This window comes from Streptomyces africanus (assembly GCF_002150735.1).
In the GTDB taxonomy this organism is placed as follows: Bacteria; Actinomycetota; Actinomycetes; order Streptomycetales; family Streptomycetaceae; genus Streptomyces; species Streptomyces africanus.
In genome coordinates this window covers 12,224-28,268 of sequence record NZ_MUKA01000104.1, presented here as the reverse complement: position 1 = coordinate 28,268, position 16,045 = coordinate 12,224, and the positions used below count along the sequence as shown (strand labels likewise).

Below are 16,045 nucleotides of genomic sequence, written 5' to 3'. Positions count from 1 at the left end.
GCGCCCCGGCTCCCGCGTACGCGACCCGCGAGGAGCTGGAGGACCTGGCGCACAAAATCCAGCAGATGTCCCGGATACAGCTCCAGATGATGTCCCAGCTCTCCCAGTTGCTCGCGCTCCAGACGGTCTCGGTGACGGATCGGCTCAACGGCAAGGCGGCCAAGTGAGCGGGCTGGACGGCATATCCGCCGCGCTGGACCATGACCTGGCGGCGATGGAGGAACTCTCCCAGCGGATCGCGGAGCAGATCGGCGCCGGCGCCCCCGACCCGGAGCAGGAGTCCCCCGAACCGGCCCGCGTCCACGGCCCCCGGGTGTCGGTCGCACGGAACTCCGGCATGGTGCGGGACGCCGCCCCGCAGACCCAGCAGACGCACCTGGACGACCTCGTCCGCCGCTACACCGCCAGGACCCCCACCTCCAAGCGGATCACCCAGCGCTACCGCCGCGTCCTGGCCGACAGCCGTGCCGTGGTCGGCTTCCGCAGCGGCACGAAGGAGATGCTGTACCCGATCGCGGGCCGCCGGGCGAGCGGAGCACGGCTGGAGGACGTCGACGGCAACGAGTACGTCGACATCACCATGGGCTTCGGCGTCCTCCTCTTCGGCCACGAGCCGGACTTCGTCACCGAGGCCGTGCGCGAGCACCTCTCCCGCGGCATCCAGCTCGGTCCCCGCACCGCCGAGACCGGCGAGGCGGCCGAACTCCTCGCCGGCCTCACCGGGCTGGAGCGGGTGGCCTTCGCAGGCTCCGGCACGGAGGCGAACGCGGCGGCCATCCGCCTGGCACGCGCCGCCACCGGCCGGGACAAGATCGTCACGTTCCTGGGCGCCTACCACGGCCACGCCGACAACGTCCTGGGACGCGCCTCGGGCAGCGGCGCCGACCGGATCACCGTGCCCGTCTCCCGGGGCATCCCGCAGTCGGCCGTCTCGGATCTGCTGGTCCTCGACTACGGCAGCGACGCCGCCCTGGAGGCGATCGCCCGGCACGCCGGCGACATTGCCGCTGTCGTCGTGGAGCCGGTGCAGAGCAGACACCCCTCGCTGCAACCGGCCGAGTTCGTCCGCAGATTGCGGGAGCTGACCCGCCGTCACGGCATCGTGCTGCTCTTCGACGAGATGCTGACAGGGTTCCGCCCCGCCCCGCGCGGCGCGCAGGACCTGTACGGCGTGACCCCGGACCTCGCCACGTACGGCAAGCTCCTCGGCGGCGGCTTCCCCATCGGCGCCATCGCGGGCCGCGCCGACATCATGGACGGCGTCGACGGCGGCCACTGGTCCTACGGCGACGACAGTTACCCGCCCGCCGACACGACGTTCTTCGGCGGTACGTACATCCAGCACCCGGTGTCCATGGTCGCCGCCCGCGCCGTCCTCACCCACCTCAAGGAGCACAGCCCACACCTCCAGGAGCGCCTCAACGCGCGCACCGCGGAACTGGCCGCGACGCTCAACGGCTTCTTCGAGGCCGAGGAGTACCCCCTGCGGATGACCCACTTCGGCTCCCAGTTCCGCTTCGAGCACCGCGCCGACATGGAGCTCCTCTACCACCACCTGATGCTGCGCGGCGTGCACGTCTGGGAGTGGCGCAACTTCTTCCTGTCGACGGCCCACTCGGACGGCGACATCGAGTTCGTGGCGGACGCCGTACGGGACTCGCTGCGCGAGCTGCGGTCGGCGGGGTTCTTCCCGGGCGGACGGCCCGTGGCGCCGAAGGCCGCGCCACCGCAGCCGGCGCCGCCGGAATCCAAGCCGACGCCCGCGCCCGCCCCCGTGGCCTCCATGGCCTGGAACGCCGCAGCCGTCACCGAAGCCCGGACCGAGCTCCCGAGCCAAGCCGCCACGCGCACCACCGACTTCAGCGTCTACTTCTTCGGCGACTACCCGCAGGACGCCTCCTCGGCGAGCCACAGCCAGTACGAACTCCTCATGGAGATCGCCCGGTTCGCCGACCGGCACGGCTTCCACGCTCTGTGGACGCCGGAGCGCCACTTCCACTCCTTCGGCGGCCTCTTCCCCAACCCGGCGGTGCTCGCCGCCGCGCTGTCCCGCGAGACCGAGCGCATCCGGCTCAACGCCGGTTCCGTCGTGCTCCCGCTCCACGATCCGATCCGGGTCGCCGAGGAGTGGTCGATGGTCGACAACCTCTCCGGCGGGCGCGTCGGCATCGGCGTCGCCAGTGGCTGGAGCGCCCAGGACTTCGCCTTCTTCCCCGACCGTTTCGGCCGGCACAAGGAGCTGATGTACGAACAGCTGGAGGAGCTGCGGAGGTTCTGGCGCGGGGACCCCGTCCGCCGCACCACCGGAGACGGCGAAGCCGACCTGCTGCTCTTCCCGCGACCCGTGCAGGACACTCCGCCCATGTACACCGCGGTGGTCGGCAACCCCGCCTCGTACGAACTGGCCGCCCGCCACGACCTGGGCATCGTCACCAATCTGATGACCCAGACCGTCGAACAGCTCCGGGAGAACATCGCCCGCTACCGACGCACACGGGCCCGGCACGGCCTGGACCCCGACGCCGGGCGCGTGGCCGTTCTGCTGCACACCTATCTCGCAGAGGACCACGACAAGGCGCGGGCCGAGGCCTACGAACCGCTGTCCCGCTACATGCGCGCGTCCCTGTCCCTGTTCAGCGGTGTCACCAACAGCCTCGGGCACAGCATCGACCTGTCCGCCCTGAGCGAGGACGATCTGGAGACGGTGTTCCGGCGTGCCTACGGCCGCTATTGCGACCAGCGTGCCCTGATCGGCACGGTGGACAGTGTGCGCCCGGTGGTGGACGCGGTGGCCGCCGCGGGTGCCGACGAGATCGTGGCGCTGGTCGACTTCGGTGTCGCGCCGGACGAGCTGCGCGCGGCACTTCCGCGCTTGGACGCTCTGCGCAGCTCCTACCGGGGAACCACGGCCGCGACGGCTCCCGATGACGCGCCGTTGTCGCCCGGCCAGGAACGGATCTGGTTCCTGGAGCGCCTCCTTCCGGGGCGTACCGCCTACAACGAGGTCAAGGCGATCCGCCTCGACGGCCCTCTCGACGTACCCGCTCTGCACGCGGCACTGCGCGGCCTCGTCGCTCGTCACGAGGGGCTGCGTACCGTCTTCCGCGAAGCCGGGGGCGAGCCCCGACAGGTCGTGCTGCCGACCGCCGAGCCCGACTTCAAGCGCGTGGACGACCCGCTCCAGGACGTCCTGTCGGTCGAGAGCGCACGCCGCTTCGACCTGGCGGAAGGCCCGCTGTTCGTCACGCGGCTGGTCCACCTGGGCGAGGATGAGCACGTCCTGGTGCTGTCCCTGCACCACATCGTGGTCGACGCGGCCTCCGCCACCGTCCTCGCCCGCGACCTCTCCGCGCTCTACCGCAGCGAACGCGACGGCACCGCCCCGGAACTGCCCGCGCTCACCTGGAGCTACGCCGACCACGCCAGGGAGCAGGCGGCCACCGCGAACAGTCCTGAGGCCGAGGAGGACCTCGCCCACTGGCGCCGCACCCTCGGCGGCGACCTGCCCGTCCTCGCCCTGCCCGCCGACCGGCCACGCCCGTCACCGATGACGTCCAACGGCCGGGCGGTCTTCCACACGCTCGACCCGGAACTCTCCGGCAGGGTGCGCGAGTTGAGCCGAACCCGTCGCAGCACCCTGTTCATGACGCTGCTCGCCGGCTACGCGGCGACGCTGCACAGGATCACCGAGCAGCCGGACATCATCGTCGGCACCCCGTTCTCGGACCGGCCCGAGCGGGCCGAGCAGGTGCTCGGATTCTTCGTGAACACGCTCACGCTGCGCTTCGACCTGTCCGGTGACCCGGCGTTCACCGCGCTTGTGGACCAGGTGCGCTCGGTCGCTCTCGACGCGTACGACCACGCCCGCGTGCCGTTCGAGAAGGTCGTGCGGGAACTCGCCCCGGCCAGGGCGGTCGACCGGACGCCGGTGTTCCAGACGTTCGCCGAGTTCCAGCGCGCCGAACCGTTCCGTTTCGAGCTGCCCGGCATCGAGGCCACACCGCTGGACGTGGGCCCGGACAAGTCGCTGACGGACCTCACCGTCTACTTCACCGACCAGCCGCAGGGCATCCGCTGCCATCTGGAGTACAACACCGACCTGTTCGACCAGCACACCGTCGAGGGGTTCTTCGCCACCTTCCGGGACCTGCTCACCGCCGCGGTCGACACCCCCGAAGCGCCCCTGTCACGGCTCGCCCCGGCCACCGTCGAGACCGCCGCCGAAGGAGAGCCCGTACCGCCGCCCTGGCAGCAGGGCCCGCCCCGCCCACTCACGGACACCGCCGTCCACGCTCTGTTCGCCCGGCAGGCAGCCATCCGGCCCGACAGCACGGCGGTGATCAGCGACACCGGTCGCCTCACCTACCGCGAACTGGACGAACGATCCGGGCGGTTGGCCGCGCTCCTGCGCGAGCGGCACACCACGGCCGGCGGCGTCGGTGACACGGTGGCCCTGTGGCTGCCGCGCTCCACCGACCTGGTCGTCGCGATGCTCGCCGCACTCAAGGCGGGCTGCGCCTATGTGCCGCTCGACCCGGTGCTGGGCCGGGCGCGCGCCGAGCAGGTCATCGCCGAGTGCGGGGCCCGGACGGTGGTGGCCACGCAGGAGGAGGCCGCCGTGCTGAACCTGCCCGCGAACGTGAGGGTCGTAGCGCCCGGCGCGACCGGCCGCACCGCCCCGCGGCACACCACCGTCCCCGCGTCCGGTCCCCGGTCCGCGTGCTGCGTCCTGTACACCTCGGGCAGCACCGGCACCCCCAAGGGCGTGGTGCTGACGCACCGCGGCGTGGCCGACCTGTGCGAGTGGCAGCACCGGCGCTTCGCCTTCACCCCGGCCGACCGCAGCGCCGTCGTGTGCAGCCAGAGCTTCGACGCCTCGATCCTGGAGATCTGGCCGGCCCTGACCGCGGGAGCGTCGGTCACGATCGCCGGCGAGGACCTGCGCAGGGACCCCGTCGCCCTGGCCCGCTGGTACACCGAGCAGGGCGTCACCTTCTCCATCCTCCCCACCGCTCTCGGCGAACAGGTACTCGCCCTGCCCCCGGCCGACCAGCCGCCCCTGCGTCACCTGCTGCTCGGCGGCGACGTCCTGCGCACCCGCCCGCGGCCCGAGGCGCCGTACGAGACGGTGAACGTGTACGGGCCCACCGAGGTCACCGTCCTGTGCACCACGCAGACCGTGTCCCCGCGGGAGTCCGCGGCCAGGCAGGACGACGCCCGTCCCATCGCGCTGGGGCGCCCGGTCGACAATGTGACGCTGAGCGTGCTCGACGCCGCCGGCGGCCCGGTACCCGTGGGCGCGGTGGGGGAGTTGTACGTCGGCGGCCCCGGGGTCGCGCTCGGCTATCTGCACCGCCCCGAACTCACCGGGGAACGTTTCCTGCCGGACCCCGACGGCGGCCCGGACGCCCGCAGGTACCGCACCGGCGACCTGGTCCGCTGGACCGGCGACGGGAGACTGGAGTTCTGCGGCCGGGCCGACGACCAGGTGAAGATCCGTGGCTACCGCGTCGAGCCCGAGGAGGTCTCCCGCGTGCTGAACTCCCTGGACGGCGTGCGCGAGGCGACCGTGCTGGCCCGCCGCAACGACCGGGGAGAGGCGTATCTGGCGGCCTATGCCGTCCCCGCCGACCCGATCGGTGCCTCGGCCGACGACCGGCAGGCGCTCGCCGACCTCCTGGCCGAGGAACTGGCCGCCCGGCTCCCGGAGTACCTGGTGCCGCGTGCCTGGCGGATCCCGCACGCGCTGCCCCTGACGGCCAACGGCAAGCTGGACCGCACCGCGCTGCCGGCGCCCGACCTCGTCACCACACCACCGGGCCGCGGGCCGGGCGGCACCGGCGGGGAGCCGGCGTCCGGCCATCGCACGGACATCGAACAACGCCTGCGACAACTGTGGGCGTCCGAGTTCGGCATGGAGGCCGACGCCATCACGGCCGACGCCTCGTTCTTCGACCTGGGCGGCCACTCGATCACCGCGATGCGGCTGGTCAACGAGGTCCGGGAGGAGTTCGGCACCGAGTACCCGATGCTGAGCTTCTACCAGGAGCCGACCCTGCGGGCCATGACGACCCACCTGGCCGGAACGCTCGCGGCGGCGACGCCGAGCCCCGCGGCCGAGGCCGGCGACGGCCCCGGCACGGTGGAGCACCGGGCACCCGCCACCACCCAGCAGTCCCGCTTCGCCACGGTGCACGCCGACCACCCCCTCCCTCAGGTCTTCAACGTCGCCCTGCGCATCACCCTCTCCGGAAACCTGGACATCGCGGCCCTGCGCACCGCCCTGACCCAGCTCGTCGAACGGCACGAGGGACTGCGGACCCGCCTGGCCCGCAGCGGGGACGGCTGGGAACAGCAGGTCCTGCGGCCCGGCCCGGTTCAGCTGCCGCTGGACGACCTCACCGCACGCCCCGAGCACGAGCGGCAACGAGCCCTGGACCAGGCGAGCACCCAGGCCGCCGAAACACCGATCGACCCCACCCGGGACACACCCATGTCCCTGCGCCTGCTGCGCACCGGCGAGCGCACCTGGGTGCTGCTCCTCGTCCTGCACCACTCCGCCTGTGACGGATGGTCCGTCAGCCTGCTGCTGAAGGAACTGGCCGCGCTCTACGGCTCGGCTCTGCGGGGCGAACCACACACCCTGCCGCCCGTGGGATGCCAGCCCGCACAGTACGCCGGCTGGCAGCGGGAACAGGCCGACGACGGTCCCGACGCACGCACGCTGGACTTCTGGCTGCGTGCACTCGACGGAGTGCCGTTCACGGTCGGGCTGCCCCTGGACCGGCCCCGGCCCGAGCAACTGAGCGGCCGGGGCGGCGCGGTGGTGTTCACCGTGCCCGCCGGTGTGCGGTCGGCAGTGGAGCACCTGGCGCGGCAGCGGGGGACAACGCCGTTCGTGGTCACCGCGGCGGCGCTGGGCAGGCTGCTCGCCAGAAAGTCCGGGCAGCCCGACGTGGTGTTCAACATCTCCTACGCCAACCGTGAGCGCCGCGCCTTCGAGTCCCTGCTGGCCTGCACGATCTCCGGCTTCGCGCTGCCGGTGCGGGGCGGCGCGGCCGGCTCCTTCGCCGCCCTGACGGACCGCATCGCCCGTACGGCGGTGGAGTGCATGGACCGGGCCGTGCCGGTGCGCCGGATCGCCCCCGCGCTGCAGGAGCGCACGGGCGCCGAGGTGCCGGACCGCCTGGACGTCGGCTTCGCGTACCAGAGCTCCCTGGACGCCGAGGTGGAACTGCCCGGCCTGACCACGGCCGTGGAGGACCTGGCCCCCGCCGCCTCCCGCACGTTGCTCACCTTCGGCCTCGTCCCGGCCGGCGACGAACTGAAGGGATTCGTCGAGTACTCGGCCGACCTGTGGGACCACACCACGATCGAGGCCTGGGCGCGCGACTACGTCGCCCTCCTGCGCGAGGAGACCGGCCGCGCGCTCGGGCACTGATCGCCTCGTCCGTGACGCCGCCCCGAAGCGGTCGGCGTCACGGACGGGGACGCCGGACTCGGGACGCGCAACTCGGCATCCGTCCCGCCACATTGACAGGTCCGGACCAACGCGGCACGCTCTGAGAGCGCTCTCACCCCCCTTCCCGGATCGGCCCTCGTCGAACGGAGACAGAGCATGGTACGCACCTTCAGACGCAGCATCAGGACTCTCGGGCTGTCCCTCGCCGCAGCCCTGACCGGCTCCCTCCTCGCCACCGGAGCGGGAGCACCGGCCCACGCCGCCGTCCCGGCGACGATCCCCCTGAAGATCACCAACAACTCGGCCCGCGGCGAGCAGGTGTACATCTACAACCTCGGCACCGAACTGTCGACCGGACGGCAGGGCTGGGCCGACGCGGGCGGCACGTTCCACCCCTGGCCGGCGGGCGGCAACCCACCGACTCCCGCCCCCGACGCCTCGATCCCGGGCCCGGCAGCGGGCCAGTCGACCACGATCCGCATGCCGAAGTTCTCCGGCCGTGTGTACTTCTCGTACGGCCAGAAACTGGTCTTCAAGCTCACCACCGGCGGCCTGGTCCAGCCCGCCGTGCAGAACCCGTCCGACCCCAACCGGAACATCCTGTTCAACTGGTCGGAGTACACACTCAACGACGCGGGCCTGTGGATCAACAGCACACAGGTCGACATGTTCTCCGCACCGTACGCGGTAGGAGTGCAGCGAGCCGACGGAACCACCGTGAACACCGGCCGCCTCAAGCCCGGCGGCTACAACGGCTTCTTCAACGCCCTCAGGGGACAACCAGGAGGCTGGGCCAACCTGATCCAGAGCCGCCCCGACGGCACCGTCCTGCGCGCCCTGTCCCCGCTGTACGGCCTGGAGACCGGCGCACTGCCGGCCACCGTCATGGACGACTACATCAACCGCGTCTGGCAGAAGTACTCCACCTCGACCCTGACGGTCACCCCGTTCGCCGACCAGCCGGGCACCAAGTACTACGGCCGGGTCTCCGGCGGCGTCATGAACTTCACCGACAGCGCCGGCGCCACCGTCACCAGTTTCCAGAAGCCGGACGCCTCCTCGGTCTTCGGCTGCCACGGAAGGCTCGACGCGCCGAACGACCAGGTCCGCGGCCCGATCTCCCGCACCCTGTGCGCCGGCTTCAACCGCTCCACCCTGCTGGCCAACCCCCAGCAGCCCGACGCCGGCGCCGACGCCTTCTACAAGGACGCCGTCACCAACCACTACGCCCGCAAGATCCACGCCCAGATGGCCGACGGCAAGGCGTACGCCTTCGCGTTCGACGACGTGGGCCACCACGAGTCCCTCGTACACGACGGCAACCCGCGCCAGGCCTACCTCACCCTCGACCCCCTCGACTGACCTGCGCCGTGCTTCCCAACTCCGGCCCGTGACCGCACTGTTGACTCTTCATCATTTCTGGAAATCAAGTACAACTTTGCTTTTCCTTGGTGTAGATGGACTGCGGTTTACGTGAGCCTCGTGGGCACCAGGCGGTGGCTGCACACCCTCCTGTAACAGGGGGGTGTGGTCACCGTCCCCCCATGCAAGGGTGAGAGGCACCAACCATGACGAAGAACCGCACACTGCGGTACAGCAGCCGCACGCTGGCGCTGACGGCGACCGCGCTCGGTGTGATCGCGACGGCCGTTCCCGCGGCGGCCGAGGAACAGCCCACCGCGGAGCAGATCATGGCCGACTGCGCGTCCGGGGAAGGCAAGTGCACCTTCAACTCCCCGCAAGTCGGCCGGGCTTACCTCGGTGAGCCGCACCAGGTCTCCGAACTCCTCTACAACTGCACCGACTCGCCCGCCGCCCAGTCGATGTCCTGGGCCGACACGGTGGGCTCCTCCCACTCGGTGGGCGGCTCGGTCACCGCGGGCGGCGGCATAGAAGGCATCATCACGGCCAGCGTGACCGCGACGTACAACTACACATGGCAGAGCTCGCACACCGAGACGAGTTCCTTCACCGTGAACGTGCGGCCCGGAGAGGTCGGCTGGATCTCCCGCGCCCAGGTGATGCAGCAGATCACGGGCACGTGGCAGACCCACTACGACGACCCCAAGTGGGGCCACTACTACTGGTTCGTGCCCGACGTGGTCACCGGCCCGGCCCCGAACGGCACGGACGGCAAGCACAGCGCGGTCGTGGTCAAGTCCCGCAAGATGACTGCCGCGGAAAAGAAGCTGTGCTCCACCGGCTCCACCCAGGACAAGCTCTTCACCCGGAGCTGAACCGAGCGCACTCCGGCCTCCGGCCGGTCCGGCCGGGGGCCGGCCCGTAGGCCACTCGGATTGGCGGATTCACCTCCACTCCCACCGGGCAGTGAGTCGAAGAATGTCATGAGCACGACTGCCTTTCCCCACAAGGAGGTCGATCATGTACGTCCGAACGCTCACCGGCGGCCTGGCCGCTGCCTTGGTGCTGTCCTTGTCCCTGACGGGTGGCCAGGCCGTGGCCGCTCCCCCCGACGCGGAGGACGCCCCCCTGGCCGCCCGTGTCCTCCTCTACGACGCCGGCGGCTCCGCGGAGTTCAAGAGCGCGGTCGACCGGGGCGCGGCGATCTGGAACGAGAGTGTCGACGCCGTCGAGCTGCGGCCGGCCGCCGCCGGGCAACGCGCGAACATACGGGTCCTCGCGGACAACGGCTGGCCGCGCGCCCTGCCCACCACCCTGGGCAACGGAACCGTCTACATCGGGCGCCAGGCCGTCGACCAGGGCTACGACACGATCCGTATCTCCGCCCACGAACTCGGGCACATCCTGGGCCTGCCCGACCGCAAGCCCGGACCGTGCTCGAGCCTGATGTCCGGTTCCAGCGCGGGCACCGCGTGCAAGAACCCGTATCCGAACGCGGCGGAGAAGACGGAGGTCGAGGGGAACTTCGCCGGCGAACTCGCCGGGCCGGCTCCGGCGGCGCGTGCCGAGGTGATCGTGGACTGACACGGCAGGCGCCGGCTCGTCGATCAGTCGGGTGAGTCGGCCGAGTCGGCCGGCTCGCCGTCGCCGGTCGTCGCGGACCGCTCGATGCCGTCGTCGGCCGCGGCCCAGCTGGCCAGGAGGTTCAGGGCGTCCTGCGAGGGCGAGTCGGGCTCGGCGGTGTAGGCGAGAAGGAACTGGCTGGGGCCGTCCCCGAGCGGGAAGGTCTCGAAGGGCAGGTCGAGGTCGCCGACGACCGGATGGTGGAGAAGCTTCACGCCGGTGGTGTGGATGCGGACGTTGTGGGCGGCCCAGCGGTGCCGGAAGTCCTCGCTACGGGTGGACAGTTCGCCGATCAGGTCCATCAGCCGGCGGTCGTGGAGATCGCGGCCGGCCTCGGCTCGCAGCATGGCGACCGTGTCGCCCGCGACCTTGTCCCACTCCCGGAAGAACTCGGTGGCCTGCGGGTCGAGGAAGACGAACCGGGCGTTGTTGGGCGGCCGTGCCGGGTCGGCGTAAACGGGGGAGAACAGGGCGCGCCCGAGGTGGTTGTCGGCCAGGATGTCCCCGCGTCCGCTGAGGACGAAGGCGGGTGTGCCGGTCATCGAGTCGAGGACGCGCTGCACCGCGGGCCTGACGCGCTGCTGGGCGGGCCGGCGGCGCGGCGGACGGGTCGCGCCGGCTCCGCGCAGGAGATGGAGCAGGTGGATCCGTTCGGCTTCGTCGAGCTGTAGTGCCTGCGCGATGCCTTCGATGACGCTTTCTGAGACGCCGGTGGCGTTGCCGCGCTCCAGCCGGGTGTAGTACTCGCTGGAGATGCCGGCCAGGAGGGCGACCTCCTCGCGGCGCAGCCCGGTGACGCGCCGCCGCTCCCCGCCGTACGGGGGCAGCCCGGCCTGCTCGGGGGTGACCTTGGCCCGTCGCGTGCCGAGAAATTCCCGGATCTCTGCGCGGAAATCATCACGGACGTCGCGATGGGTGCCGGAAGGGTCTTTTCTGCCTGCCATGAGCTCCACTCTACGAGCGCTCGCGCCGGGCAGGGGGTCCCTCTCAGTGACCCCCTCATCAGGGACTCCCACACTCCCCTGACAGCCGGTTCTGTGGGTGGTGCACCGCCCACAGCGGTGTGAACGGCACACACGGCTGCCGGACCACGGCACCTGAAAGGAACCCCCCCCATGAGCAAGGTCATTCTCGTCACCGGTGCCGGACGCGGTCTGGGTACGGACATCGCCCGCGAGGCCCTCGCCGTCGGCCACCGGGTCGTCGCCACCGGCCGCCGCCCCGACGAGGTCGAGAAGGCCCTGGGCGGCCCGCAGGACGACCTGCTGGTCACCAAGCTCGACGTCACGAGCCCTGAGGACGCCGAGGCCGCCGCGCGGGCCGCCGTCGACCGCTTCGGCCGCATCGACGTCCTGGTCAACAACGCCGGGAACCTCTTCACCGGCTACTTCGAGGAGATCTCGCCCGCGCAGATGCGCCGGCAGTTCGAGACGAACCTCTTCGGCCCGATGAACGTCACCCGCGCCGTCCTGCCCCGCATGCGGGCGCAGCGCGCCGGCCACGTCGTCACCATCACCTCGACCGCCGGGCTGGTCGGCATGGAGTTCACCTCCGCCTACGCCGCCTCCAAGTTCGCGGAAGAGGGCTGGATGGAGTCCCTGCGCTACGACGTCGAGCCGTACAACATCCACACCACGGTCGTGGAGCCCGGCTACTTCCGCACCGAACTCCTCGTGGACGGCTCCACCATCTGGCCCGAGCTGTCCATCGACGATTACGCGCCGCGGACCGCCCCGAGGATCGAGGGCATGAGGAGCATGAACGGCCGGCAGCCCGGCGACCCCGCCAAGCTCGCCCGCGCGCTGCTCACCATCGTCCAGCAGGACAAGCCCCTGCCGCGCTTCGTCGCCGGCGCGGACGCCATCGAGGCCGTCGAGGCCAAGGCGAGGGAACTCCTGACCCAGGCCGAAGCCTCCCGCGAACTGGGCGACAGCCTCGCCTACGACGACACCCACGCCTGAGAGGAACACCATGCCGCTGAAAGGCGAGTACGAGCCGAGCACGGCGCAGTTCGTACGTGACCAGGTCGAGCTGTACGAAAGCTCCGGCGGCACGGAAGGAACGACGCTCGGTGTCCTGGTCACACGCGAAGAAGACGAGAAACCGGAGGACGTGCCCGTCGTCATCCTGACCACCCTGGGCGCCAAGAGCGGCAAGATCCGCAAGTCTCCCCTCATTCGGGTGGAGCACGACGGCTCCTACGCCGTGGTCGCCTCCGCCGGAGGAGCCCCCAAGCACCCGGTCTGGTACCACAACGCGCTGGCCGACCCCCGGGTCGAGCTGCAGGACGGCCCGGTACGCCGGGACATGCTGGCCCGCGAGGTGACCGGGGACGAGAAGGCCGTCTGGTGGGCCCGAGCCGTCGAGGCCTTCCCGGACTACGCCGAATACCAGAAGAAGACGGACCGTGACATCCCGGTCCTCGTCCTGGAGCCCGCGGCTCAGGACCACTGACCCCGTTTCCGCCTGACGACCCGACAAGGAACACCTCATGAAGCACGTATCACTGGGCGGGCTCGATGTCTCCCGCATCGGCCTGGGAGCCATGACCATGGCCGGCGTCTACACCACGGGCGAGGGGCTCGACGACGCCGAGTCCATCCGCACCATCCACCGGGCCCTGGACCTCGGGGTCACCCACATCGACACCGCCGAGATCTACGGCCCCTTCCACAGCGAGAAACTCGTCGGCAAGGCCATCAAGGGCCGTCGCGACGACGTCGTGGTCGCGACGAAGTTCGGTCTCGTCTCCCACCACGGTGACGGCCCCGGCGTCATCGACAGCAGCCCCGCCAACGTGAAGACCGCCGTCGAAGGCTCACTGATGCGCCTCGGCACCGACCACATCGACCTCTACTACCAGCACCGCGTCGACCCGGACACGCCCATCGAAGAGACCATCGGCGCGCTGGCCGAGCTGGTCGCCGAGGGCAAGGTGCGCCACATCGGACTCTCGGAGGCCGGGCCCGAGACGATCCGCCGTGCACACGCCGTGCACCCGGTGGCCGCGCTGCAGACCGAATACTCTCTCTGGACCCGTGACGTCGAGGCCGAGATCCTCCCGCTGCTGCGCGAGCTCGGTATCGGGTTCGTTCCCTACTCGCCGCTCGGCCACGGCCTGCTCACCGGGAAGATCCGCACCGTCGACGACTTCGCCGACGACGACTGGCGCAAGACCAACCCGCGGTTCACCGGCGAGAACTTCCGGCGCAACCTGCGTATCGTCGACGAAGTGCAGGCCATCGGCGCGGAGATCGGCGCCACCCCGGCACAGACCGCGCTGGCGTGGCTGCTGACCCGCGGCGACGACATCGCCCCCATCCCCGGGACCCGGCGAGTCTCACGCGTCGAAGAGAACACCGCCGCCGACGGCATCGAACTCAGCGCCGCTCAACTCGACCGCCTGAACAACCTCACGCCGGCCGCGGGCGAGCGCCACGACGAGGCGAACATGGCCAGCATCGACCGCTGACCGTCGGTCGGCGAGGCCGGACGGTGTTACGGCAGGGCCGGTGCCGCGAGGGTTTCGGACTGGCCCGCGCGGCGCAGTGACGCGGCGACGAAGCCGTCGGCCTTGAGCTCCTCGACCAGCTCCCCGAGGAATCGTATGGTCTCGGGCCGCCGGGTGGTGGTGGTGCCGACGGCTTGGCGGATCTCCATGAACTCCTTCTCGATCAGCCGCACTTCGGGGTGCGCTTCGGCGTAGACGGTCATCGGCTGCCGGATGCCCGCACCCGCCTCCAGGTGCTGCGCGGCGAAGGTGTCGACACCCTCGTGGCCGCGAACCACTGTGGCGTGGCGCAGGGTTCTGGTGAGGTAGAGGTCGTAGGCGGATCCGGCCTTCACGCCGATACGGATGCCCGGCGCGTCGACGTCCTCGGGCGTGTGCAGGTCGGAGTCCTGGGGCACGGCGTACACGCCCTCGATGAGGACGTACGGGGCGGTGAAGGCGACCTCCGTCTCGCGGGCGGGCTCGATGGCGAGGAAGCAGACATCGGCCCGCCCACCGGCCATCGCCTCGAACGAGGCGCGCGCGGCGTCGAAGCAGAGGAATTCCACGGGCACCCCGAGCCGGGCCGCGATCTCCCGGGCGAGATCGACGGTGATGCCACTGGGTGCCTGCGGCGTCCCTTGGGCGAGGACGGGATTGCCGAGGTTGATGGAGGCGCGCAGGACACCGGTGGGCGCGAGATCGGCGGCGAGAGAGGGAAGGATCATGCCGCGAGTGTAGGTTCCTGGTCCGGTATCCCGGCTGTTTCCAGGGGCAGTTGGCGGCGGTATGGGCGGCGGCGCCACGATCGGCTCGGCGCTCGACGCCGGGCCGGCGGAGCGTGACGTCCTATGACGGCATCGAAACCGTTGCGGCTGGTGGGTTCCATCGGCGGGTGCGCGGCACCGTGGTGGAGATGCCGTAGTCCTTCTTGAGCCGGTCGGGGATGGCGTAGTGCATGACGCGTCCGCGGGTCAGGGAGGACAGCTCGAAGACGGTCGTCAGGTGGCCGAGGCGGTCCAGGGCCCAGGCGCCGAGAGGTGAGCGGTCCTCGATGGTTTCGAGGACGCCGAGGAGGTGAGGTACGGCCTTGACGACGGTGTCCCACGGGGTCTGCGGCACGTGGAGCCAGTCGGCGCAGGTGGTGCCGATGAGGTGGCGGATGAGGGCGGAGACGATCGGGTCGAAGAAGGTGCCGGGCACGACCTCCTCGTAGAGGTCGATGAGCTGCCGGGTCAGGCGCGCGCCCTCCTCGGAGGGCCCCATGTGCCGGACCATGTACAGGTCGAGAAAGCCGCGGGCCTCCGCGAGAGTCTTGGGGACGGCGTCCTGGTCGACGCCGAGCATGGCGCCGACGACGCGCCAGGCGTAGTAGTACGCTTCGGCGCCTTCCTCGGACATGTGGATGCCGAGGCGGTGCAGGCTGTCCAGGACGAGCAGGGAGAAGAACATCTGCCCGCCGATCATGTCCTCCTGGCAGATCGGCGTTCCCAGCGCGGTGGTGTCCCACCGGTTCTCCCGCTGGAGATGGTGGCGGATGGAGGCGTGCAGAAGGCGCACCTTCTGCGCGGCCGGGAGGAAGCGGCCGCCGGCCTCGAAGGCGTCGGGCTGCATCAGGTAGACGGTGAACTGACCTGTCTCCGCCATCCGTTTGGAGGGGTAGTCCATCCCGTGCGTGGCCGACAACAGCTTCGCCACATGGGGGACGACGTAGCAGGCGGGCATGGAGGCGAAGGACAGCGCGGTGGAGATGTGGACGTTGTTGTCGATGAAGAACAGCCGGGCCTTCTCCATCTCGGCCCAGTCCACCCAGTCCGGCGGGACGCGGGTGGCTTCCAGGTACTCCCGGGCGACATCGGGCAGCCCGTCGGGCAGGGGGGCGCCGGCGGTGGAGACGTAGCGCATCAGCGTGTTGAACGCGCCTACCTGGCCGCGCTCGAAGAGTGCGGCGACGGTGGTGTCGGCGAGTTCGTCGCCGACGTGCCGCAGGGCGTCCATGGATGACTCGGTGTAGGTCACGGCGGGGCTCCTTGTCCCTTCGGGACCGGCGGCGGCCGACAGCGACGGCCGGGCCGGCGGCCGGACATGGCGGTTGGCTGTGAAAGCCG

10 protein-coding genes are annotated in these 16,045 nt (G+C 70.8%); 7 read left to right on the top strand and 3 right to left on the bottom strand.

The features are described 5' to 3' along the window. Positions 1 to 163 precede the first annotated feature (163 nt). From CCL05_RS15920 to CCL05_RS15905, 4 genes are all read left to right on the top strand, one after another. Entirely contained in the window at positions 164 to 7,441 is a 7,278-nt protein-coding gene (locus tag CCL05_RS15920; protein ID WP_244204291.1) for a MupA/Atu3671 family FMN-dependent luciferase-like monooxygenase, read from the top strand. 177 nt (positions 7,442 to 7,618) lie between these two features. Beyond that, on the top strand, positions 7,619 to 8,824 hold the full coding sequence (locus CCL05_RS15915) for a glycoside hydrolase family 64 protein (protein ID WP_086561160.1): 1,206 nt from the start codon (positions 7,619 to 7,621) through the stop codon (positions 8,822 to 8,824). A 206-nt stretch (positions 8,825 to 9,030) separates the two neighbouring features. Further along, positions 9,031 to 9,699 carry a hypothetical protein gene (locus CCL05_RS15910; protein WP_086561159.1) on the top strand — a complete coding sequence of 223 codons (669 nt, stop codon included), beginning with the start codon at positions 9,031 to 9,033 and terminating at the stop codon, positions 9,697 to 9,699. Between the two features lie 145 nt (positions 9,700 to 9,844). Beyond that, positions 9,845 to 10,408 carry a snapalysin family zinc-dependent metalloprotease gene (locus CCL05_RS15905; RefSeq protein WP_086561158.1) on the top strand — a complete coding sequence of 188 codons (564 nt, stop codon included), beginning with the start codon at positions 9,845 to 9,847 and terminating at the stop codon, positions 10,406 to 10,408. 23 nt (positions 10,409 to 10,431) lie between these two features. Here the strand turns inward: CCL05_RS15905 and CCL05_RS15900 are convergent, their stop codons facing one another. Then, on the bottom strand, positions 10,432 to 11,391 hold the full coding sequence (locus CCL05_RS15900) for a helix-turn-helix domain-containing protein (RefSeq protein ID WP_086561157.1): 960 nt from the start codon (positions 11,389 to 11,391) through the stop codon (positions 10,432 to 10,434). Between the two features lie 171 nt (positions 11,392 to 11,562). On the opposite strand from CCL05_RS15900, the gene CCL05_RS15895 reads away from it, so the two are divergent. From CCL05_RS15895 to CCL05_RS15885, 3 genes are read left to right on the top strand one after another with little or no spacing between them, the layout of a single operon-like run. Continuing rightward, on the top strand, positions 11,563 to 12,408 hold the full coding sequence (locus tag CCL05_RS15895) for an SDR family oxidoreductase (protein ID WP_086561156.1): 846 nt from the start codon (positions 11,563 to 11,565) through the stop codon (positions 12,406 to 12,408). Between the two features lie 10 nt (positions 12,409 to 12,418). Beyond that, a complete protein-coding gene (locus CCL05_RS15890) occupies positions 12,419 to 12,901 on the top strand; it encodes a nitroreductase family deazaflavin-dependent oxidoreductase (protein ID WP_086561155.1) in 483 nt (160 codons plus the stop codon). Positions 12,902 to 12,938: 37 nt separating this feature from the next. Continuing rightward, positions 12,939 to 13,919: an aldo/keto reductase gene (locus tag CCL05_RS15885; protein WP_086561154.1), complete on the top strand. Its 981-nt coding sequence runs from the start codon at positions 12,939 to 12,941 to the stop codon at positions 13,917 to 13,919. Positions 13,920 to 13,945: 26 nt separating this feature from the next. Here the strand turns inward: CCL05_RS15885 and CCL05_RS15880 are convergent, their stop codons facing one another. Together CCL05_RS15880 and CCL05_RS15875 are read right to left on the bottom strand one after the other, a co-directional pair. Further along, a complete protein-coding gene (locus CCL05_RS15880) occupies positions 13,946 to 14,665 on the bottom strand; it encodes a transporter substrate-binding domain-containing protein (RefSeq protein ID WP_086561153.1) in 720 nt (239 codons plus the stop codon). A gap of 121 nt (positions 14,666 to 14,786) precedes the next feature. Beyond that, a complete protein-coding gene (locus CCL05_RS15875) occupies positions 14,787 to 15,956 on the bottom strand; it encodes an oxygenase MpaB family protein (protein WP_086561152.1) in 1,170 nt (389 codons plus the stop codon). Positions 15,957 to 16,045 lie beyond the last annotated feature (89 nt).

Coding starts and splice junctions, on each gene's coding strand:
- CCL05_RS15915 (WP_086561160.1), top strand. CDS start 7,619: ATGGTACGCACCTTCAGACGCAGCATCAGGACTCTCGGGCTGTCCCTC.
- CCL05_RS15890 (WP_086561155.1), top strand. CDS start 12,419: ATGCCGCTGAAAGGCGAGTACGAGCCGAGCACGGCGCAGTTCGTACGT.
- CCL05_RS15885 (WP_086561154.1), top strand. CDS start 12,939: ATGAAGCACGTATCACTGGGCGGGCTCGATGTCTCCCGCATCGGCCTG.
- CCL05_RS15880 (WP_086561153.1), bottom strand. CDS start 14,665: ATGATCCTTCCCTCTCTCGCCGCCGATCTCGCGCCCACCGGTGTCCTG.
- CCL05_RS15910 (WP_086561159.1), top strand. CDS start 9,031: ATGACGAAGAACCGCACACTGCGGTACAGCAGCCGCACGCTGGCGCTG.
- CCL05_RS15895 (WP_086561156.1), top strand. CDS start 11,563: ATGAGCAAGGTCATTCTCGTCACCGGTGCCGGACGCGGTCTGGGTACG.
- CCL05_RS15900 (WP_086561157.1), bottom strand. CDS start 11,391: ATGGCAGGCAGAAAAGACCCTTCCGGCACCCATCGCGACGTCCGTGAT.
- CCL05_RS15905 (WP_086561158.1), top strand. CDS start 9,845: ATGTACGTCCGAACGCTCACCGGCGGCCTGGCCGCTGCCTTGGTGCTG.